Source organism: Siphonobacter curvatus (genome assembly GCF_002943425.1).
Classification (GTDB): Bacteria; Bacteroidota; Bacteroidia; order Cytophagales; family Spirosomataceae; genus Siphonobacter; species Siphonobacter curvatus.
Window position 1 is genome coordinate 3,667,246 of record NZ_PTRA01000001.1, and the last position, 21,184, is coordinate 3,688,429.

At 47.2% G+C, this 21,184-nt stretch carries 19 protein-coding genes; 10 read left to right on the top strand and 9 right to left on the bottom strand.

Features of this window, described 5'->3' with window-relative positions; translation table 11 throughout:
- Positions 1–45 precede the first annotated feature (45 nt).
- Positions 46–972, bottom strand: coding sequence for a TIGR01777 family oxidoreductase (locus tag C5O19_RS15180; protein ID WP_104713670.1), 927 nt, complete (start codon positions 970–972; stop codon positions 46–48).
- 62 nt (positions 973–1,034) lie between these two features.
- On the opposite strand from C5O19_RS15180, the gene C5O19_RS15185 reads away from it, so the two are divergent.
- Complete coding sequence (locus tag C5O19_RS15185; protein WP_104713672.1) at positions 1,035–1,967, top strand: glycerophosphodiester phosphodiesterase family protein; 933 nt, start codon at positions 1,035–1,037, stop codon at positions 1,965–1,967.
- Here C5O19_RS15185 and C5O19_RS15190 read toward each other — a convergent pair.
- Entirely contained in the window at positions 1,964–2,881 is a 918-nt protein-coding gene (locus C5O19_RS15190; RefSeq protein WP_104713674.1) for a bestrophin family protein, read from the bottom strand. The genes C5O19_RS15185 and C5O19_RS15190 overlap by 4 nt on opposite strands.
- 431 nt (positions 2,882–3,312) lie before the next feature.
- Here C5O19_RS15190 and C5O19_RS15200 point away from each other — a divergent pair, with 431 nt between their 5' ends.
- From C5O19_RS15200 to C5O19_RS15215, 4 genes are read left to right on the top strand one after another with little or no spacing between them, the layout of a single operon-like run.
- Positions 3,313–6,489: a SusC/RagA family TonB-linked outer membrane protein gene (locus C5O19_RS15200; protein WP_243406390.1), complete on the top strand. Its 3,177-nt coding sequence runs from the start codon at positions 3,313–3,315 to the stop codon at positions 6,487–6,489.
- A gap of 51 nt (positions 6,490–6,540) precedes the next feature.
- Positions 6,541–8,085 (top strand): RagB/SusD family nutrient uptake outer membrane protein, encoded by a 1,545-nt coding sequence (locus C5O19_RS15205; RefSeq protein WP_104713680.1) that lies wholly within the window; start codon positions 6,541–6,543, stop codon positions 8,083–8,085.
- A gap of 55 nt (positions 8,086–8,140) precedes the next feature.
- On the top strand, positions 8,141–9,190 hold the full coding sequence (locus C5O19_RS15210) for a glycoside hydrolase family 43 protein (RefSeq protein WP_104713682.1): 1,050 nt from the start codon (positions 8,141–8,143) through the stop codon (positions 9,188–9,190).
- Between the two features lie 15 nt (positions 9,191–9,205).
- The gene (locus C5O19_RS15215) at positions 9,206–10,681 is read left to right on the top strand and encodes a glycoside hydrolase family 43 protein (protein WP_104713684.1); all 1,476 of its coding nucleotides are present in this window, start codon (positions 9,206–9,208) and stop codon (positions 10,679–10,681) included.
- A 193-nt stretch (positions 10,682–10,874) separates the two neighbouring features.
- On the opposite strand, the gene C5O19_RS15220 is transcribed toward C5O19_RS15215, so the two are convergent.
- Positions 10,875–11,426, bottom strand: a complete 552-nt coding sequence (locus C5O19_RS15220; RefSeq protein ID WP_207766415.1) for a putative immunity protein — start codon at positions 11,424–11,426, stop codon at positions 10,875–10,877.
- A 136-nt stretch (positions 11,427–11,562) separates the two neighbouring features.
- Between C5O19_RS15220 and C5O19_RS15225 the strand changes: the two genes are divergently transcribed.
- Both C5O19_RS15225 and arr read left to right on the top strand, forming a co-directional pair.
- On the top strand, positions 11,563–12,333 hold the full coding sequence (locus tag C5O19_RS15225) for a DUF2711 family protein (RefSeq protein WP_104713686.1): 771 nt from the start codon (positions 11,563–11,565) through the stop codon (positions 12,331–12,333).
- A gap of 138 nt (positions 12,334–12,471) precedes the next feature.
- Positions 12,472–12,888 (top strand): NAD(+)--rifampin ADP-ribosyltransferase, encoded by a 417-nt coding sequence (gene arr / locus C5O19_RS15230; RefSeq protein ID WP_104713688.1) that lies wholly within the window; start codon positions 12,472–12,474, stop codon positions 12,886–12,888.
- 460 nt (positions 12,889–13,348) lie between these two features.
- Here the strand turns inward: arr and C5O19_RS15235 are convergent, their stop codons facing one another.
- From C5O19_RS15235 to C5O19_RS15245, 3 genes are read right to left on the bottom strand one after another with little or no spacing between them, the layout of a single operon-like run.
- Entirely contained in the window at positions 13,349–14,287 is a 939-nt protein-coding gene (locus C5O19_RS15235; RefSeq protein ID WP_104713691.1) for a HipA domain-containing protein, read from the bottom strand.
- On the bottom strand, positions 14,284–14,613 hold the full coding sequence (locus tag C5O19_RS15240; RefSeq protein WP_104713694.1) for a HipA N-terminal domain-containing protein: 330 nt from the start codon (positions 14,611–14,613) through the stop codon (positions 14,284–14,286). Before C5O19_RS15240 ends, C5O19_RS15235 begins: the two co-directional genes overlap by 4 nt.
- On the bottom strand, positions 14,610–14,819 hold the full coding sequence (locus C5O19_RS15245) for a helix-turn-helix transcriptional regulator (RefSeq protein WP_104713696.1): 210 nt from the start codon (positions 14,817–14,819) through the stop codon (positions 14,610–14,612). The genes C5O19_RS15240 and C5O19_RS15245 overlap by 4 nt, the downstream gene beginning before the upstream one ends.
- Before the next feature lie 508 nt (positions 14,820–15,327).
- Between C5O19_RS15245 and C5O19_RS26165 the strand changes: the two genes are divergently transcribed.
- The 3 genes from C5O19_RS26165 to C5O19_RS15260 all read left to right on the top strand — a co-directional run bounded on the left by C5O19_RS26165 (position 15,328) and on the right by C5O19_RS15260 (position 17,511).
- Positions 15,328–15,978, top strand: coding sequence for a hypothetical protein (locus C5O19_RS26165; RefSeq protein ID WP_207766416.1), 651 nt, complete (start codon positions 15,328–15,330; stop codon positions 15,976–15,978).
- 81 nt (positions 15,979–16,059) lie between these two features.
- Positions 16,060–16,464, top strand: coding sequence for a hypothetical protein (locus tag C5O19_RS15255; RefSeq protein WP_104713698.1), 405 nt, complete (start codon positions 16,060–16,062; stop codon positions 16,462–16,464).
- Positions 16,465–16,530: 66 nt separating this feature from the next.
- On the top strand, positions 16,531–17,511 hold the full coding sequence (locus C5O19_RS15260; protein ID WP_104713701.1) for a BtrH N-terminal domain-containing protein: 981 nt from the start codon (positions 16,531–16,533) through the stop codon (positions 17,509–17,511).
- A 185-nt stretch (positions 17,512–17,696) separates the two neighbouring features.
- On the opposite strand, the gene C5O19_RS26290 is transcribed toward C5O19_RS15260, so the two are convergent.
- The 3 genes from C5O19_RS26290 to C5O19_RS15275 form a co-directional block, all read right to left on the bottom strand.
- Positions 17,697–19,646 (bottom strand): family 43 glycosylhydrolase, encoded by a 1,950-nt coding sequence (locus C5O19_RS26290; RefSeq protein WP_165796032.1) that lies wholly within the window; start codon positions 19,644–19,646, stop codon positions 17,697–17,699.
- A 385-nt stretch (positions 19,647–20,031) separates the two neighbouring features.
- Complete coding sequence (locus C5O19_RS15270) at positions 20,032–20,499, bottom strand: DUF3761 domain-containing protein (RefSeq protein ID WP_104713704.1); 468 nt, start codon at positions 20,497–20,499, stop codon at positions 20,032–20,034.
- A gap of 114 nt (positions 20,500–20,613) precedes the next feature.
- Positions 20,614–21,144, bottom strand: a complete 531-nt coding sequence (locus C5O19_RS15275; RefSeq protein WP_104713707.1) for an SH3 domain-containing protein — start codon at positions 21,142–21,144, stop codon at positions 20,614–20,616.
- Positions 21,145–21,184: the final 40 nt, after the last annotated feature.

Below are 21,184 nucleotides of genomic sequence, written 5' to 3' on the forward strand. Positions count from 1 at the left end.
AACCTCAAACTTTATTAAACCGTAAACCTCACCAAACCTAAAGTCCTACGACTTACTCAAAATTGATACCAGGGCTGGTTTGAGTTCGGGATACAGGTATTGAAAATCGGTTTCCAGCCGAATTCGCTGGTTTAAGACATAATTGCCTCCTAGTACCACAACGGCCATTTCCCCAAATAGTGGCTTCAGTACCCAGTCCGGAACCTTGGGCGCCCAGTAGGGTTTATGCAGCACTTCAGCCGTGGTACGTACCAGTTCTTCATTGGTGACGGGATGCGGGGCTACGGCGTTGTAGGCTCCCGTCCAGCTCGGGTTTTCCAGAGCTTCGATGTACATTCGGCAGAGGTCGTCGGTATGAATCCAGCTGATGTACTGTTTTCCCGAGCCGAGTGGCGAACCAATCCCCAGTTTCACGGGAATCAGAAAACTTTTCAAGGCTCCCCCCTTGGTGTCCAGCACAATACCCGTACGGAGTTTGGAAGTTCGAATCCCCAGAGCAGCCAATTCATCAGCCGCCGCTTCCCATTGCACCACCACATCGGCCAAATAATCGATACCAGGGGTATATTGTTCGGAGAGCCATTCGGCACCCGTATCGGCTCCGTAATAGCTAATGCCCGAAGCGGAAACGAAGGATTCAAAACGATGGCCAGTTTCGCGGAGTTTGCGGGCGATCAGTCCAATGGTTTTCGTACGGCTGTCGATAATTTCCTGTTTGCGTTCGTCCGTCCAGCGACCTTCTGCGATGCCCGCTCCGGCCAGATGGATCAGGTACTGACTTTCGGCGAGGGCTTTTTCATCGAGTTCATTTTTACTGACGTCCCAGCGATACTGCTTGACTTTCGGATCAATGCTGGCTTCGCTTTTACTGCCCCGGGTGAGGTAGGCTACGGCATAGCCGCGTTCAAGTAGTAATTCGGTGAGTCGTGTACCAATCAGACCGGTACCCCCCGTGAGCAGAACTTGTTTCATTGCCGTCTTGACTTTTTCTAAAAACTAGGCAAAAGCGGTAAAGTTCTAAGCCATTTACCCGAATGACTAAAAACTTAACAGCTACCATAGATTCCAGTGAAAAAGAATACCGATTTTTGCCCGAAATCTCCGCTCATTCCATGCGTTATCTGCTTTCTTTCGTACTTTTTTTGATACTACCTCCCCAAGCCTTTCATAAGGTTTGCCGCCAGAAAAATGAACCCCTTTCGCAGTTTTTTCACTGGGAACCGGGTAAGAAGATCATCATGGCTCACCGAACGACGCCCCTGCCGGGTTATTCGGAAAATACGTTGGCGGCCATGACACACGCCTATCGGATCGCCCCTTGTGCCACGCAGGAAATCGATGTACGCATGAGCAAAGACAGCGTACTAGTACTGCTGCACGATGCGACGCTGGAACGGACGACTACGGGTACGGGCAAGCTCAGCGATTTTACGTATCAGGAACTACGTAAGCTGGAATTACGGGATGAAACGGGAAAGGTACTACTCGGTCAACGCATCCCGCGACTGGAAGAACTGCTGACTTTTGCCCGGGGGAAAGTGGTGCTCTTTCTCGACAAAAAACCGGATACGGATCCGATTCGGATGATGAAAGCAGTCGAGAAAGCTCGTATGCTTGGTGACGTTATCGTCATCTGCTACTCGGTCGCTGAAGCTCAATTCCTTCACCAGCGGTATCCTTCCCTGATGCTGGCCTTGGGTTTCAATGACACTAAAGCCATTGAAACGATTGAGAAATCCGGATTACCCTATAAGAATCTCGTCGCTTTGACACCGGGTCACTTACAACCACAGGCCTTTTACGACCGGATTCATGCGATGGGCATCATGACTTCCGTAGGCACAAATGGGAACGTGGATACGCTGCCTTTCACTCAGGCCAAACCTCTGTACGAACAAGTATTACAGCGGGGTGATATTATCTGTACGGATAGCCTTCAACGCGTACAAACGTTCTTTCAACCTTAATCGACAATCAAAGGCTGGACCGTCACCGGCGTTGGTACGGCTTCTCCAATGGTTTCCCGAACGCTGGCTTCAATAATCTGACACATGGCGTTTAGCGGCAGGTCATTAGGTTCGGTACCAAACGGCTCTTCAATTTCATTGCCAATCGCATCCACCGCAATAAAGGTATACCCGATGAATACCACGATAAAGGGTGTGGTCCAGCCTAAGGTATCCACTAAACCAAAGGGCAGGAATAATCCGTATAAGTACACCGTTCGATGTAAAAGTACATTATACGTATACGGAATGGGCGTATTGGCAATGCGTTCACAACCCGCTAAGACGCCCGAAAGATGATTGATGGTCGTGTCCATCGTGACCAACGTAATCGAGTCGAGCTGACCGCGTTGGCGTTGCTGCTGCAGCCAGTACCCCATTTCCCGCAGAATCAGTACGGGTTTAAATCGAGCCTGCATCAGACGATCGGTAAGCTCCGGGGATAACAGCCGTCGCAAGTCCGCTTCCGGACTCGTTTTCCGCAGCTGATGTTTCAGGGCGTAAGTAAAGGCAATCAGTAAGTGGGAAAAGTGCTGTATTTCAACAGAATCCATCGCCAGGCCGCTTAAGGTCGTGACCTGTCGCATCAGTGAACGACTTTCCAGGACCAGAGACCCCCACAGTTTTCTTCCTTCCCAGTACCGATCATAGCTCGCACTATTGCGAAAGCCCAGAAAGATGGCTACGGCGACGCCAATCAGCGTAAAAGGTGTAGGATTCAGGGCAATTTTTACCTGGAAGATTTCTCCCCGTAAGTAGACGACCGCACAGCAGAAGAGGAACAGAATGATCAGCCGCGGGTAAATTTTTTCAATGATGGAGCCTTTCCAGACGAAGAGCAGACGAAACCAATTGTGATGCGGAGGAACAACCATACGAACAACAAACCAGATGCGACCGCAAAGGTAGGCATTAGCGGCCCCGGACCGAACGGCTTTTCTATTTAATCCTGCGATTGGGTAGGGTACGGCCTAGGAACGGAGTTTTTGCGAATAAAGTCTTTTGCTTTCTTAGGGAGTACCGCGTATGAAAAGTCTAGCTAAACTTAATCCTCTTGATCTGTTTTAACCCTTCATCAACCCACTGATTGCCTGTAGTCTACCTATGGCTCCTGGCCTCAATCCCCGAGCAACCTGATAGGTCAGCGACGCTTCGACGTTTAGGGTATTAGGTTCATGCCCTCCGTTAACCCACCGTATACCTGTGGGGTTTTGTCTACATCCAGCGGATGTGCCAGCGAACGCACCGTTCTGCTGAACCATCCGGAGCATTTTCCTTTTCGATTATTTTTTATTCTGCTCACTACATGATCCACTTAAACCTTTTTTTCAGACGTGGTTTGGTATTAACACTCGGTCTGGGTGTATTATCCGCCCATGCTCAACCGCTCGTCCGTCAGCAGGGTACGATGGCCCTGAACATGGTGCCTACCCGAGCCGTCATTCGTATCACCGGACGGGTAACGGATGAAGCCCAACAGGGCCTGCCCGGCGTCAACGTTTACCTGAAAGAGAACACCAATGTTGGGGCGACTACCGACGCCAATGGAGCATACAGCTTCAACGTCCCCGACGACCAGGCCAACGGCACTTTGGTTTTCAGTTATATTGGTTATAAAAGTCAGGAAATAGCCCTTAACAACCGGACGGAAGTCAACGTACAACTTGAACCCGATAATCAGTCACTCAATGAAGTGGTCGTCATTGGGTATCAGAGTGTTCGGAAGAAAGATCTGACCGGAGCTACGGGTCTGGTAGAAATTGAGAATACGAGTAAAATCGTGACCCGTTCGGCCGTGGAGTCCCTGCAGGGGCAGCTTTCGGGCGTAACAATTCGGAACGGTGGTGCTCCTGGTCAGGAAGCCGTCATTCAGATTCGTGGATTAAGTACCCTGAACGGAAACTCCAATCCGCTTTACATCATCGACGGCATGTACGCCGACGCCAATACAACCGTCAACCCCGACGATATTGCTTCCATGCAGGTCTTGAAAGATGCCTCCGCAGCAGCCATTTACGGGTCTCGGGCAGCGAATGGTGTAGTAATCATTACCACCAAGAAAGGCAAGGAAGGGCCGATGAAAGTAAGCGTATCGGGACGGTATACGCTTTCCTCGATTCCCCGCCGCTGGGACATGATGAACGCCCAGGAATACGTCGATTTCAACCGTCGGGCTTATCAGGCCGCCGGGTACGCTTTGCAACCCTCGGTTGCGAACTTCGACCCCGCCACCAGCCCCAATACTAACTGGCAGGATGAATTAATTCGAACGGGTTCGGTACAGGATTACAACCTGACGCTTTCGGGCGGCGGAGCCAATTCGAGCTACCTGATCTCCGGCAGTTATTTTAAAGACGAAGGAACGCTGATTCGTAACAATTTTGAACGGATGTCCCTGCGGATCAACACGGAAGCCAAACGGGGTCGGTTTACGTTTGGCGAAAACCTGATGATTTCCAACTCCGTACGTAACAGTCCGTTCAGTGGCGGTTTTGCGGAGGGCAACCCCTGGTACGATCTGGCCAATAACCTGCCCATTATCCCCGTTCGGGATCCCAGTCTGATCAGTACAAGCAATCCGGGTGGCTATGGTTTCGGCTCGATCGACACCCGTACCTTCGCCCGAAATCAGGTAGCCGTAGCCGAACTTACCCGGAATCACACTACCTTTTTTAAAGTACTGGGAAATGCCTACGTGGACGTTAAACTCTTTGACTGGCTGCAATACCGTTTCAATGCCGGTCTGGAAACCAGCTTTGATAACGCGGGTGGCGTTCGCCGCGAAGGACTCTGGTACTGGAATCAGTCGCCGGAATTCAGTAGCACGGGTGAAAACCGTTCGCAATTCCTAAGTACCCTTTTTGAACATACGTTGAACTTCAACCGGACCTTCGGTAAGCACAGCATCAACGGCGTCGTTGGTCTGGTAAATCAGACCATTCGCAATAACAACGCGTTTGCCAGTCGCCAGCAACTCACCATTGCCAACGGTCAGTACTTTACCACCATCAGTTCGGCTACGGGCGGTATGACGGCTTCGGGCGGTAACAACCAGACGCTTATCGGCTCGTACCTGGGTCGGTTGAACTATACCTTCGATGATCGTTACCTGGTAACGCTGACCTTCCGGTCGGATAAAGATTCCCGCTTCTCCCCCAATTACCGCCGGGGTAACTTCCCCTCCGTGGCTTTAGGCTGGCGGTTGAGCGAAGAAGAGTTTTTCAAAGTTAGCTGGATCAACGATTTGAAAATTCGCGGTTCGTATGGGGTACTGGGTCAGGCCAATTTGGGCAATTATCAGTATACTGGTTTCATTACGCAGGGTCCACGGGCCGTATTTGGTTCTGATCAAACGGCTTTTCAGGGTGCTACGCAGGCCCGGATTGTCAACCAGAATCTACGCTGGGAACAAAAAACGACGACCAACTTCGGCGTGGATCTGAGTATGTTCAACAATCGCCTCGGCGTTACGCTGGACGCATTCCGTTCCGTCGCCCGCGATGTACTGGTGCAATCACCCATTCCGGCGTATACCGGTAACCTCGGCGGCAATCCGCTTACCAACATCGGCTCTATCCAGAACCAAGGCGTGGAGCTGGACCTGACGTACCGCAACAACGACAAGGATTTCAAATGGTCGATTTCGGGTAACCTTTCCGTCATCCGTAACAAAGTGCTGGAATTGGGTAACCTGGGCATCGATCCCGAAACCGGACAATCCCGTAATTACATTGCCACGACGCTCACCCGCTCGCAGGTGGGTCGTTCGATTGGCGAGTGGTTCCTGCTCAAGACGGATGGTATCTTTCAGAATCAGGGTGAAATCGATGCTCACCGGGCTCAGGCGGCTTACGCCAAACCGGGCGATATTCGTTACGTGAATGCCGTAGACAACGGTACCAACGACGACATCAACTCCCTGGATCGGCTATTCGTGGGTTCGCCCTGGCCGAAACTGCAAGCCGGTCTGCAATTCAATAGCTCTTACAAGAATTTCTCGCTGGCCGTACAATTCTATGGTTCATTCGGTCAGAAAGTCTACAATGATGTACGCCGCGATTTGGATGCGCTGGGTTACTCCAACTACCGCCGCGGCATTCAGCCCTGGACGGCCGAGAATCCCAATACGGATTTCCCCCGGATTGGCGTTTCGTACGGAACGGGGATCGCCGGTGATCCGGCGGTGGATCGGGGTATCGTTTCCAACGCCCGTAACGACAGCGATCGCTGGCTGGAAACTGGTTCGTACTTACGAATCCGGAACGTGGAATTCGGGTATTCCATTCCTAAACCCTTCCTGACCCGCTTTGGCCTGAGCGATGCCCGCGTCTACGTAAGCGGTCAGAACCTGTATACGTTTACCGGCTACACGGGTCTCGATCCGGACATTGTAGGGGGCAACGTGATTCTGGAGCCGGGTCTGGATGCGGGCAACTATCCGTCTTCCCGTATGGTCTCTTTTGGCTTAAATCTCAACTTCTAAACCGCTGATTTCCTGAATAGTTAGGAAATCGTCGTACTGACTTTGCTACGTATGAAAAAGATAAAATTTATTCTCTACGGCTTGCTGCCCCTACTGATAGGGTGCAACCGGGATTTTGATGCTCCCAACCCCAACTCGCTTACCGTTGAGCAATTCTGGCAGTCGCAAAACGATGCCGTTCGGGGCGTCAATGCCATTTACAGCGGACTGCACCGTACGCCGCTGTACGGTCGCTGGATGTTTTACCATACCAGCCTTCGTTCGGACGAAGGGTTCGGCTCGGGGGGTGATATTGGTTTGAATAACCTGATGAGCTTTGTACAAACCGATTACAATCAGAACCTGACGGCAGGTACCTGGGCGGATAGTTACGTGGTCATCTGGCGGGCAAATCAGGTACTCGAAAACGTACCCGGCATCTCCATGGATGAGACCGTGAAGCGTCGCCTGCTGGCGGAAGCCAAGGTACTACGGGCCCTGATGTACTTCAACTTGGTGAGTTTGTTTAATCGGCCGCCGCTGATTCTTCGTTCGGTGCTTACCTCGGACACGCCCAGCAACGCGACTCCCGAACAAGTCTGGGCCCAGATTCAAACCGACCTTACCGAAGCCGCTCCCGACCTACCCCTGCGGTACTCGGGCGACGATCTGGGTCGCGTAACCCGGGGTTCAGCGTATGGTTTGCTGGGCAAAGCTTTGATGCAGCAACGTAAATTCCAGGAAGCCCAAACCGCTCTGGCCTGGTTCATCACGGGCGAAGGACGCGACGTGTACCGGCTCATGCCGAATTACCGCGACAACTTCATCATCACCCAGGAAAACAATACCGAATCGGTATTCGAAGTTCAGTTTGCCCAGAATAACAACGAAACCACCGACGACGATACGCAGGAAGGTGCCGTGATCAACGTCGGAGCGTCGCTGCCGCAGTTTCTGGCTCCCCGGGGCGTGGGCTTCTCGGACGGTGCTGCCCGCCGCTGGATGATCGGGGAAATGCAGAAGGAACGTACGACGACGGGTGCCCGTGATCCCCGCGTGGAGGCTTCGTTTTTGTACGACTCGACGGATGTACGCGGTCCCAGTCAAACGCTCATTTACGGTCAAACCTTTGCCAGTCGCTACGGTACGGGTCCGGATCGGAATTCGGTCTGGTTCCGTAAGCCACTCAACGATCACTGGAAAAATGAAGAAGGCTTCCGCTCGCCCAACAATTACCGTCTGATTCGCTACGCTGACATTCTGCTGCTCTACGCGGAATGCCTGAATGAACTGGGTCGCACGACGGAAGCCTATACGTATGTCGATCAGGTACGCCAGCGGGTAGGACTAGCTCGCTTAACGACGGCCCAGCCGGGTCTGTCCCAAGCCCAGTTCCGGACTCAGATCAAACACGAGCGGGTTACTGAACTTTCGGGCGAAGGCCAACGCTGGTTCGACCTGCAACGCTGGGGCGAATTGACGGAAGCCAATCTCCCCGCCCTGCGGGCACGCGATCCGGAGTTTGGTTCGTTTACACTCAATAAGTCGGCATACTATCCCATTCCGCAATCGGACCTTGACTTGAATCCCAGTCTGTCGCAAAACCAGGGTTATTAAGACTACGGGTGGTTCCGGCAACGGTTCCGGAACCACCCCTTTTATAGATCGTTGTATGAATCTTCGCTATTTAGTATTGGTACTCTGGATTGGGTTTTCCTGCGGGAAAGACAACTCCACGCCCGTTACGCCACCGCCCGCCCCCTCGGAGGCTACCTTCCGAAATCCGATTCAAAACGGAGCCGATCCGTTTGTATACCGCAAAGACGGGCAGTACTACTACATGCAAACCGTAGGGAATCGCGTGGATCTCTGGCGTACAGAAAAAATGAGTGAGCTGAACTCCGCCCGCCGCACGACCATCTTTACACCACCCGCCACAGGAGCCAATTCGCGGAATCTCTGGGCCCCTGAAATCTATTTTCTGAACGGTAAATGGTACGTCTATTACACCGCCGGATCGGATACGGAAGAATATTCCCAGCGTACCTGGGTATTGGAAAACGCCAGTGCCGATCCTACCCAGGGTACCTGGACCCAGAAAGGGCGGCTGTTCAATGCCGAAAACGATAATTACGCCTTGGATGGAAATATTCTTGAACACAACGGCAGTCTATACTTTCTCTGGAGCGGCTGGCCGAAAGGTGTCAATAAAGTCGAACGTCAGGAGATTTACATTTCCAAAATGGAAAATCCCTGGACCTTGACGGGCAAGACGACGCTGCTCACCACACCCGAACTCAACTGGGAGCGTAACGGCTTTGGCGTGAACGAAGGTCCGCAGGTACTAAAAAATCCGCAGGGTCGCGTCTTCATGGTTTACTCGGCCAGTTATTGCGGCACGGATGATTACGCTTTGGGTATGCTTAGTTTGCGGGAAGGCGGCGATCCGCTCAACGCTGCCGACTGGACCAAAACGCAACAGCCCGTGTTCACAAAGTCTCCCTCAGCCAATGCCTTCGGACCGGGCCATAATTGCTTTTTCCAGTCGCCCACTGGCTCGGAAAACTGGCTTTTGTACCATGCCAACACCAATACCGGAGAAGGTTGCGGCGAAAGACGTAACATTCGGATGCAACCCTTTACCTTTACCAGCTCGGGCCTGCCCCAGTTTGGCGAACCCGTCGCTACGGGTCGCTCGATTGCCGTTCCGGCGGGCGAATGATTTTACTTTTACACTATGAAATCAATTTTTCTAACCTCTCTCCTAGCCCTTGCAACGGCTACGTACGCTCAGCAACAAGCCGTTATTCCTGGCGATCACGCCGACCCTTCGGTTACTAAAATTGGGGATACGTACTGGGCTTCGGCTACCTCGTCCAACTGGGCACCGGAGTATCCGTTACTGAAATCCAAAGATTTGATTCATTGGCAAAGCGCCGGTTATATCTTCCCAAAGCTGCCCGACTGGGCCGATTATTACTTCTGGGCACCGGAAATCTCCTACGAAAAAGGAAGAGTATATGCCTATTACACCGCTCACAAGAAAGGCGGAAATCTTTGCGTCGCTGTCGCCAGTGCCGATAAGCCCGAAGGCCCCTGGAAAGATCACGGCCCGCTGATGTGCGAGTCCGACGGCTCCATCGATGCCTTCCCCATGCGGGACGAAAACGGCAAACTGCACCTGATCTGGAAAGAAGACGGCAACAGCATTCGTCAGCCGACGCCCATCTGGATTCAGGAAATGAACGAAGAACGGACCGCTCTACTGGGTGAGAAAAAAGAACTCTTCCGGAACGATCAGCCCTGGGAGGCAAATCTGGTGGAAGGCGTTTCGATGATGCGGCACGGTGGCTATTTCTACGCTTTCTACGCGGCGGCGGGTTGTTGCGGCGAAGGCTGTACGTACGTGTCGGGCGTGGCTCGGGCTAAAAATCTGCTGGGTCCCTGGGAGAAATTTTCGGGCAATCCAATTCTAACGTCGGACGAAACCTGGAAATGCCCCGGTCACGGTACGCCCATCGAAAAAGATGGAAAATACTACTTCCTCTACCACGCATATAGCACGAAGAGTACCGCTTACTCCGGTCGCCAGGGCCTGCTTCGGGAGTTTGAATTTACGCCCGATGGCTGGATTGCCTTCAAAGCTCCCGTAGCGACGGCCAATCAGGTACCAGCGGTCGTGAAAGATGATTTTTCGAAGGCTTCAAACCTGTGGAACTGGTCGGTTTTCCACTGGCCGGAGTATCAGACTAAAGGCGGCAAACTTCACCTAAAAGCCATTCCTGAACAGGCAGGCGTGTACCTGGCCCGTAAAACCTATACCGGCAACTACACCGCTCAGGTACAGGTAGAAGTTCCCAAAACCACGGAATTAAAAAGCGGTTTGAGTTTAATTGGGGATGATGACAATGCTCTCGGTCTTTCGGTTCAGCAGGGTGAACTACTCGTCTGGAAGCGGGAAAAAGGAAAGGATAAAGTTCTGCAAACACTTCCGCTGACGAATGCCAAAACGGTAGTCTTACAGGCTCAGGTGAAAAATGGCAAAGAGGTTACGTTTAAATACCTGATCAACGGTAAAAACACGCAGGTTTTCGATTCCGTGAATGGTGCCTTTTTACCGCCCTGGGATCGGGCCGTTCGGGTTGGAGTGATTGCCAAGGGGGAAGGTACGGGGGTATTTGATAACTTCCTCTTGCGGTCCGAGAAGGAATAGGCTTTCGTTTCATTAACTAATGAAGGCTCGCTGGTATGGCGGGCCTTTGTTGTTTTATAACCCTGTTCATTTTCAATGTGGATCAATGAAAGCGCATGACGTTGGGGAGACTCGAACTCCCATGCCGAAATCGGTATTACCCCTTGCAAGTAGCGTGTCTACCTATTCTACTACAACCGCTCAACCCGAAAAATTAACTCTCCTTTAGTAACTTTATCTGTGCCTCTCTTTCTTTTCTCACCTCTTCCAGATCACCGGGAAACAGTTTATTGATCATCGTCACCGCAAAATCAGTGGCCCATAAGCCATGATATTTCGTATGCGGGCTAGCCGCTATCTGGGCCTGTGTTCTTAAAAATTTTACTTTAGCCGGGTCTTTTTCAAGTTTAGCGATTCGGCTAATTTGCAGACTCAAATTCCTGGCTTCGTGATAATTGGTCTTTCCATCGAGCCATCTTTGCATAGCTTCGAATGCTGCCCTTATTTCGTGGCAGGGTTCGAAGCCCGTTTTCGCGATCAGATGTTGCCCAAATGCCAAACAAAACTGCACCATTTCGTGGTGGCTTTTGGTATCGTATAGAGTTATAATCTCCTTCTTCAACGCAGGAATATCTTCTATTTTGCCGACTAACCGCTGGTATTCGTAAATATTCATACGCTCTTTTACCTTAGAAACGCTTAACTTTTTCTTCAAACTCATCCCAGCCTTGCTACGGGGCTTTAACCATTGGTAAGGGACGAGCATGATTTATCGGTGTCCTAGGAACATTTTCTAATATCTTGAACCTAATCAGCCAAAATGACAAAAATACCCCTCACTTATTAAATAGCTCAAATACTCGTATTTTCGTTCGTATTCAAAATCTTATATTGATCATAAGATGATCTACGAAACACCTGAGCTATCCATTGAGGTGAAAAGTTCCCTTTATTGCGGCAATTACCGGGATCGTCCTATCCTGGAAAACTATCCATCTTTTCAAAGCTGTTTTGTTTGCCTCCATCCTTTCCTAAAGATTAAAGCGGATTGCTTGGATAAAATTAAATTTGAAACTGGAAATTGGCCAAATAAAGCTGCCATTGAAGAATATTGCGACCCTCTCACATGGACAGAACTAATGCGTCTGACTGGAATAAGAGGTATCAAAAGCCTTGACCGAGCCCTAGCATTCTATCATCGCGCCTACCGTTTTGCAGAGCCATCCGAATATACCAAATTGATAAGACTCATTGAGCAGGGACGAGCGGATTTTATCATGCCTCAAGTAGATGAATTGCCAGAGATCTTAGAAAACAAGCTACTTCAAAAGCTTTTGTCGCTGGGATACACTTCGGTCTTTATTTACTCAGATACGGATCCCAAAAGGCACTCGCACACCATCGAAAGTTTACTACTAAAACTTACTGGTTTACCAAGTCATGTAAGAATTGAAACCCCAGATTCCCAAATTTTGATAGCACAGGATTTTGATCAACGGTTTTCCTACATTTTGGGAAACCAGTCCATTTTAACCGATATGGCTGAATCCCTGGATTTAGACGGTTTCTTTTGCAACCAGTACACGCCTGAATCCTGGAGCTATTACGAGATTCCCGAAATTGAAAGAATGGATTGGAATGAAGATATGGGTTACAAAGTCTCCCATGACTAAGATAAACGCCCCGTCTGAAAGAGTGATTAATCTTTTCGCAAGCGTTGTTGATAAAACCCTAACCACAGTGGAGTAACTTGCCTGTCCCATGATCACATATACTCTTCACTAACAATATCAATAAAATACGCTAACCAAATGAACCAAGTAAACGATTTGCCTTCACAAACCTTCTACCACGGCACCAAAGCTGACCTAAAACCAGGTGATCTCATCCGCCCGGGTTTTCAATCCAACTACGGTCAGCGAAATCAAGCAAAATACATCTACTTAACCGCCACCCTGGATGCCGCCATCTGGGGTGCCGAGCTGGCTGTGGGTGAAGGGCCTGAACGAATCTATAAGGTAGAACCTACCGGCCCTATTGAGGACGACCCTAACCTGACCGATAAGAAATTTCCGGGGAACCCCACCCGCTCCTATCGTTCCTCGCAGCCGCTCAAGGTCGTTGGTGAAATTACGGAATGGCAGGGACATACGCCCGAGCAACTAAAAGCCATGAAGGACAACTTGGAGCGATTAAAACAACTGGGAATTCAAGCCATCGAAGATTAAAATGTAACTCGTTGTGCCTATAAGATAGACAGAAGTTGTATTTACTCGTGATCAGGAGTAACCTAAGAGGAATGAGTGGGCCCGGGTTTGACGGACCGTTGAGTTGCTTAACTTAGCTGTACCATGACTAAGAAGCACAACTTGGTAAAACCACGCCGAAACGGGCTACTCAAGCGGTGCGATTGCTGCGTCGGACCGATACAATCGGAAACGGCGGCATTCGTCGCTGGGCAACATCAACCCTGAGCAATTTGCGCGGTCCTCCGCAGCGACAGAACTATTATCTAATGTTAAATCAAAACTTACATACTTGACTGCCCGGCTAAACAGAACCACCCCAATGATCTTTCAATTGCGCTACGAGTTGCATCATTTGCTGGTATTAAGTTTAGTATTTTATCAATCATTGTACATTTAACTACTATTTTTCCGATCCTGCATTCATTAGTAATCTATTATTTCAGTTACTTATTCTCTGAAGTCTTTCAAGAAGGATTTGTTTATACTGATCTTTGAAATCTTCGCTTAAAAAGCTAATCTCAATTTGATGCAGCCATTTAGGAAGTGCTCTTTCCATTTTCCTGAAGACATTCAGTTGCTGTCTTTCCTCAATCTTTAAGGTATGCATTGCTGTAATGAAATCCTGTCTTTTGATTTTCTTCTTTTTGCCGTTCAAAGTTAGAGCCAACTCTTCCTGATCGGCAGGGTTTACTAAAGCAGTATTCAGCAGGTCATAAGCGGGCGAGAGTACCATTCCCAATCCCGATTGTTCCAATAAAGAGAAGTTCTTCAAGTGCATATCCGCATTTCCCGTCAGAAAAGAAAACAGCACTAATTCAAAGAAATTTACTAAATCAAGCCCTGGAGTAGCGGAATATTTCTGGATCGTTTTTGCAATTTGCTCATAACTCCCCTGGTATTTATCTTCAGTCAATCGCTCAGTTAACTGGCACATATCCTCCATGGCTAACTTTGCTTTCAACGCTCGATCGATGCGTTTGGTGACGTAGGCCAAATGACCGGAGCTTAGTCTAATCAAGCTATGTGGAGCCGTTTTAATTTTCGCTAACTCAGCTAAATGCATCGTTAGATCTTCCACTTCAGGTAACTGAGGATAATAGCGGGTAGGAGGCTTCAAAATGTATCCGCCCCATAAGCCAACTATGGTAAATCGTTGAGAACCCGTGCTATTTTCACTGATGTGAATCGATAGTTTAGCCTGAACACCCGTCACGGCCGTTTGACTTAGGATCACCTCTTTTGCTAAAGGCTCTAAATCAGCTTCTGAGTACAATAGCTGCGGAGCCGTAGATCGACCGAATATCTTTTTAGAGCAGGCTCCATGAAAATCTCCCGGCTCATTTTCTAAGGGTTGGTAACAAAATAAACATCTTCTCATCCTTCTTCCTCCTTTACTTCTTCTACACTGACTGCCCCAATGCAATCTTTACAGCAGGTTAACAACAAACCCATTCGATCTCTGGGATTAAGCTTCCAGTTTTTTTCTACAATCTCCAGGAGCCAGCCTTCCGGAATCAAACCGTCAAAAAACGGAAACAAAACGTTCGAAGTAAAAGCTGCTTCCTGCAAGGGTAAGGTTAGACTGATGGGTCTTGCTTGCTGACTGGTTAGATAGGATGCATCATAGCGGAAATGATACCCATACTCATCCTGAGTAAGCCAACCGGCCAGTTGTGTATTTAATTTTATAAGGGCTTTTCTCATGACTCCTGCTCTCGATTCATAAGCACTGGCCCTGCTTCATATCCAAATAATTGAAGTACCTGATTAACCTTGTCCAATCGCAACGTCTGTTTGCCCTGTTCTAGCTCCCGAATGAAGCGTAATCCTACACCCGCTTTTTCAGCCAATTCAGGTTGGGTTAAATGTACAGATTTACGTTTGCGTTTTATAAATGATGCTAAGTCCATAGTATACCCTTTCAGGTACAAAATAAAGAAGTTTTATTGAACATATAACCGATCGGGTATAACAATGCGACATATATACTATAGTATACCCGATCGGTTATAATATATTGATCCTAGGAGCTCATAGGGTGATTCATGAAAACCTAGGCGCTTAGTTAAAGCATTTACCTATAGGTGGAATTACCCGTTGTGCGGATTAAAGCCCTAAACCTTGTTTCAAAAGATTTAGAGGGCTATTGTTGTTTTTTCAGTAGCGTGTACAATTTTTTTCCCTAGTTGACTCTTTCCTTTTTTACTTCCAATCCACACAACGGGTTAAAATGTAAGTCCCGGAATGACGCCGGAGAGTACCTTTTACTATGCCACTGTTACAATTGATCGGTACCAAGGGCCATTCATCCGAAAAAACACGCATGATCGGTATCCTTGGTTTTTCTTTACGAGTGGAACAGCTCACACGCTTTGCGAAGGCTTCTATTTACTATAACCAAGACCCAGTAATCATTCGATGGAAGAAATCAAACCCTACACCAGCCTTGAGGAAGCGATGCGGGAGCTAGACAATGGTGGTCGATTTTACAACCTTTTCACCGAGGCTCAAGATGAGGTCATTACCCCGGCCGAATTGTCTAAAGTATCGGGTGTATTTCTTACGAAACAGAAAATGATTCTCTTTCTAGAAATGGCCCTTTCCCGATTGGACGAAAAAGCAAAAGCAGAGGTATTATCAAAACTGGACGATCGACTGCAACGACATTATCAGAACTATAAACCGCTGCAGCTAACCGTTTCGGAAGCAATTAAAGAGCATTCTTCTTCCAGTATTATTGTTACGGGAACACCTAAACCCAATACCTTGAAATCAGCTCTGGAAGGCTTTGTATTGATTCCCATTGGAAAAACTTTTATGCTGGTTCCCATCCTTGATGTATACGACATTTACGAAATTACCGACGAGCATACGACCGATAAAATCCGGATTGCTCACAGTAAACGTTCAGTAAAACTGCCCCAACAAAAGCTGATGGTGGGCGGCATCTGGAAACAATTTCCTACTTCGTCGGATAAAGATCAGGTATTAACTACGGATGTCCTGGAACGATCAACGCCGAAACAAAGCGGTAAACGCTATTTGGAAATTCATTACTTCGTTAAATAAATGGCTTTGACTCAGTCCCTAGCACTGGTATGGTCAGATCCATTACACATGCATTAAATAGGGTTTAACCCCTCTTACCCTATGCGTATAGAACCCTTCGGAACATTCCATTACCATCCGCGTGAACAGTTATGGATGGCTGTCGTCGACCATATTTCACCCACCCATCAAGTCGAGCTAAGCATCGGTACGGATCACGCTCAAGCGGACTTATCTGCCCAGATTAAGCTCCTAGAAGCTTTCGTTCTTGACTACGCTTCTATTATGGATAGACTTTATCAGCTCATCCATCAGTCTTATATGAATACTTCAGAGGAAAAGACTTTGGAGGAAATAAAGACCATGTATTTTCTAGCAGCTGTAACTTTACAAAAGGACAACCGAACTTGGTGGTTAGTTTTAGAACCTAATTTTGATGTTCCAACCATCTATAATCATTTCCAAAGATTTACTATGATTGAGCGTCAGATTGTTCCTTTATTTTAGTTAATTCCGTGTCAAATACGTTTGAAATGAATAAAAAGCAGGCGTTAATGATTAGAAAACTATAAAATGAGAATAGAAAATTTAAAACCATTTTACGGGCAACATTGTGAAACAACGGCAACGGGGACTTTATTGTATCAACTTGATATTGAGCTTTCTGAACCCATGCTATTTGGGATAGGGCAAGGACTTGGTTTCATTTTTTGGAATATGAAAACCATGGACTTCCCTTTCATGGGAGGACGAATTAAAACTGATTTACTGACCCAAAATATTGCCAAAAACTTAAATCTTGAATTAATAAGTAAAGAAACGTCTTCCACTCAAAAGGCTTGGACTAACGTAAAACAACTGATCGACAGCGGAAAAGTGGTTGGGCTAAAACTGGATTGTTATCATTTAGAATATTTCTCGAATCCATTTCATTTCGCAGGGCACTATGTTGCAATATATGATTACGATCCTGAAACAGCATTTTTGATAGATACCCAACAACAAGGTATACAAGTAAAAACAAGTTTGGAAAGTTTAGCTCTAGCAAGAAACGAAAAAGGACCCATGTCTTCGAAAAACTTGTATTACACGCTAAACAAGACCAGCGAAAGCTATGATCTAAAAAATACCATTCTTACCGCTATTCGTGCTAATGCGACTGATTATGTAAATCCACCCATCAATAATATCGCTTACAAAGGAATTTTAAAAGCAAGCAAAGGAATACAAGAATGGTATGATACAAGTGATGCTATTGAAAAAGAATTTAAGGCCTGTGCTATACTTATGGAGAAAGCAGGAACAGGGGGAGCTTTATTCAGAAATTTGTACAGAGACTTTTTACGAGAAAGTTACGACCTCTTGAAACTTGACATCCTCAAACAGGCACACGAAGAATTCATTGACATTGCTACCACTTGGACGGAAATTTCAAATTTGTTTTTACAAGTCAGTAAAACCCAAGATCGAACGTATGTTGAACAAGCAACTAGCCTTTTAGTACAACTCTCAACGAAAGAAAGGACTGTGATGCAAAAATTGTCAGAAATTTAGTCTAACATCCTGTTCGCTTGTGACTGTGTCATGGGCCTTAGCGGAGGTGTTTATAGCATTGCTTTTACGTGATACGTAATTAGATTATTTACGTTTAAGCCAAACGACCTAAATCGATCCTACTAAGTCATAATTGATTTAGGTCGCTTGGCTTATTAATCCTTTCTGTAATCGTTTTTTAAAACTCATTTAGACGTATTCGTAACGCCTTCGCTAGTCATCACGACTCGTTTCAAGGTCCCGTTTTTGTTATACTGTAGTTTATCAATGCATATCGAGCGGCTAAAGCTACTGCCATCGGTTTGAATACCGCCGTTGTGATAGATGAAGTACCATTGCCCTTTATGCTGAACAATCGCCTGGTGGTTGGTATTACTATTGCCGGCAATTTCATTGAGAATGCCTTTGTATTCGTAAGGACCTTCGATTGCATCGGCCACGGCATACGCAATTTTCTCCGGGAAACCCGTCGCGTAACTCAGGTAGTATTTGCCTTTATGTGTGTGAATCCAGGGAGCTTCTGTAAAATCGAAACCGGGGAACTGAACTCGTTTAATTTCTCCTTCGATTTCAATCATATTTTTCTTGAGCCGGGCATAATAGCATTCGCGATTGCCCCAGAAAAGCCAGGCCTGATCCTTGGCATCGATATACACCGTAGGGTCAATACAGGCCCAGGAATGGGAAGAGGCGAAACAATCCTTGTTGGTAAGCAAGGGTTTGCCCAAGGCATCTTTGTAAGGGCCCTCCGGTCGATCGGCTACTGCTACGCCAATACCCGACCAATTCGTGCTGATGTACCAATAATATTTCCCGTTTCTTTCAATGACCTGACCCGCGTACGCATCTCCACTCTTCGCCCAGGGGAAATCCGTTATTTGTAAGGACACGGGATACTGGGTCCACGTTTGTAGATCCGTAGTTGAATACACCAGCCAGTCTTTCATTTTATACCCACTTTGTCCACCCGCGAAATCATGGCCCGCAAATAACCACAGGGTATCCCCTTTCACCAGAGCCGCCGGATCAGCCGTATACGCATGCGTGATGATGGGGTTTCCTTTGGAGGTGAAGGTGTAGCGGTCGGAAGCCTCGACGGGTTGTAGTAAGTCGTTGGGAACCCCGCCCCATTTCGCCTGCAGGCGGCGGGCTTCTTCGCGGGTAATGCCGATGACACTGCCGTGCCGGGGATTAAAGTTTTTGGTAAAGGACTCGGGTTTATCCGTAAACTGGTACAAATCGGTGCTCCGCTGAAACTCATACCGCAGGTTGGTGTACAGGTCATACATCAGGATATACTCATCCGAATCATTGCGTTTGAAGACACTGGACCCTTCTACTACAATCTTTTTATCCGAATACGCATCCAAGTACTTAAAATCCTCCACCCAGGGTCCGCTCAGCGACTTCGACGTGGCCTGTTGAATGCCATTTTTAATTTCTTTCCCGTTCTCATCTTTGGTATTCCCCTTGAAGAAGAGATGGTAGGTACCGTCTTTGTATACAATATCGCCGTCAATAGCCCCGTACTTGGCCCGGAACATCAGTTTGGGCTCTGCTTCAAAGCCCGTGAAATCCGTATTAGCGTAGGCGGAATAAAAATCAAGCTTGGCATCGTCTTTGAAACGTACGGTGAAGTAAATCAGATACTTTTTGGCCTGTGGATCATAAATGGTTTGCGGAGCCCATACCCATTGTACCTTCCCAAACGTCTGCGGATAGGTTTTGGCTAAATCGATACTTTGGTGCGTCCAATCCACCAGATTAGTGGATCGCAACAGGACAATCCCCGGATTGCTGCCCCAACCATTTTTTCCGACGAACATATCGGTCGCCGTCAGGTAAAAGGTATGTCCATCCTCCCCCCGTAACAAATGCGGATCCCGAATTCCACCCGTTTGCGAGATGTCACTGGAGGCAAGTATAGGCTGATTATTGTTTAAAGCATACCAGTGAATAGCATCCCTGCTGATGCCCAGGCGTAATTGCTCCTGCTTAAGCGGGTCACCCGACCCCTCGAAGTAAGCAAATAGGTACCCTTCAAAAGGCGATGAATGCTTCTTGGTTTGAGTAAAAGCGGATACACTGCCTAGCAGGACGAAGAGGACAGTCAGTACTCGGTTACGTAAAATCATTTGAGAAGCTAAGTATGATACGAAAGAAAGAGGTTTACCGGGTTTTTATTCAGGCAAAGATGTAAGCTTCTGTGAAAGATTTCCTTGTCCGAGAAGTTGTCATCATTCATCTGGGCTCATGGAGTGCGGGCCTCACTTTTGCTGGAGCTTGGGGCGGTGATGCTAGGTATCCGTTGCTTTACGACGAATCTGCATTTCTGGAGAATCCTCTACTCGTATGTTGAAACGAGTGATTCATACTCATTGCGGAGCTATCAATCGTAAGAATTTCGCTGTTAGTATTTAGTATAACGTCACCCCTGCCGTTGTTGGTGACGCTACGCTAAACACCAACAACGGCGACAGAGCCCAGCATCTTGAACAGTTGTGATACAAGCCTTGAACCTTACAACCATTTAGCCACACCTCCGTGGTGTGAACAAGTACCCCTTCTACTTCGGCTAAAACTGTAGGTTCCATCCCTACATAAAGCAGTTGCTCCTATGGGCAATGAATGATAATATGTCGGAGATTGAACTCTTTCTCCTGAAGAATTAGTGTAGTATTTCTTATTTGAACTTACTTTTCCTCTGACTTTTGAAGTAGTTGGGGCTTGCTTATTGACTAATGGCTGATTCGTAAGGTATTTAAGGCTAACAAATCCTATATTACCTTGATAGTGAACTTTGATCCAACTGCAATCACAATTCTCAGCCATTTCTACACTAGTACCTGCTGGGATTATGGCAAGTACTGGATAAAAACTATCAGGTCCACTTCTAAGATTTAAGTTAGCCGAAGCGTATTTATAACTTTGCCCAAAAGTTGTTAGTGAACAAACGAAAAGTATAAGGTGCAATAGATATTTTTTCATAATTTATTTGCATAAAAATCTTCGTAATCTTGAATTACGTTCACCGTTTTCACCGTTTAGTGACGCTACGCTAAACACCAACAACGGTGAAAACGGTGAAACGGCAGAAATTAATTAATATACAACGTTACTTCTGTATAGCCAACCGATATACAGGTTGAAATTAGAATCTCTATATTCTACCTTAACCCAATCGCTTAAAAATTTCGTTATAACTATACTAGCATTTTTGGGAAGTATCCCTAGTACCTCAGAATCTGTTGAAGGAGCTGAGCGTAGATTGCTTCTTCTTACAACGGTTGATTGTTCATATGTAAAATCTGAGGAATTATAACTAGAGCTACCCGAACTGTAAGGGTAATCATAATTTGTAGAAGGATAATAATCTGACTTTCTTTTTTCCTCTTCAATATAATCAGATAAAGATTTTGGATATGTGGTATTATTAGATCGGTTTGGTATGTCTGTACTACGGGATTCATTTTCATAGCCCCATTTGACACCACAATGCGGGCATCTTTGGCCTACTCTTGAATTTGCAGATACTGGCTTATGACAACTGCCACATCTTTTTGAGACATGTGTCTGTGCATTAGTAGTCAAAAAAAAGAACGATAAATAAAAAACAAGAGAAAATGCTTTCATAAAAATGTTAAGGTAAAAGTGAGGGTTTTGTACAAAAGTC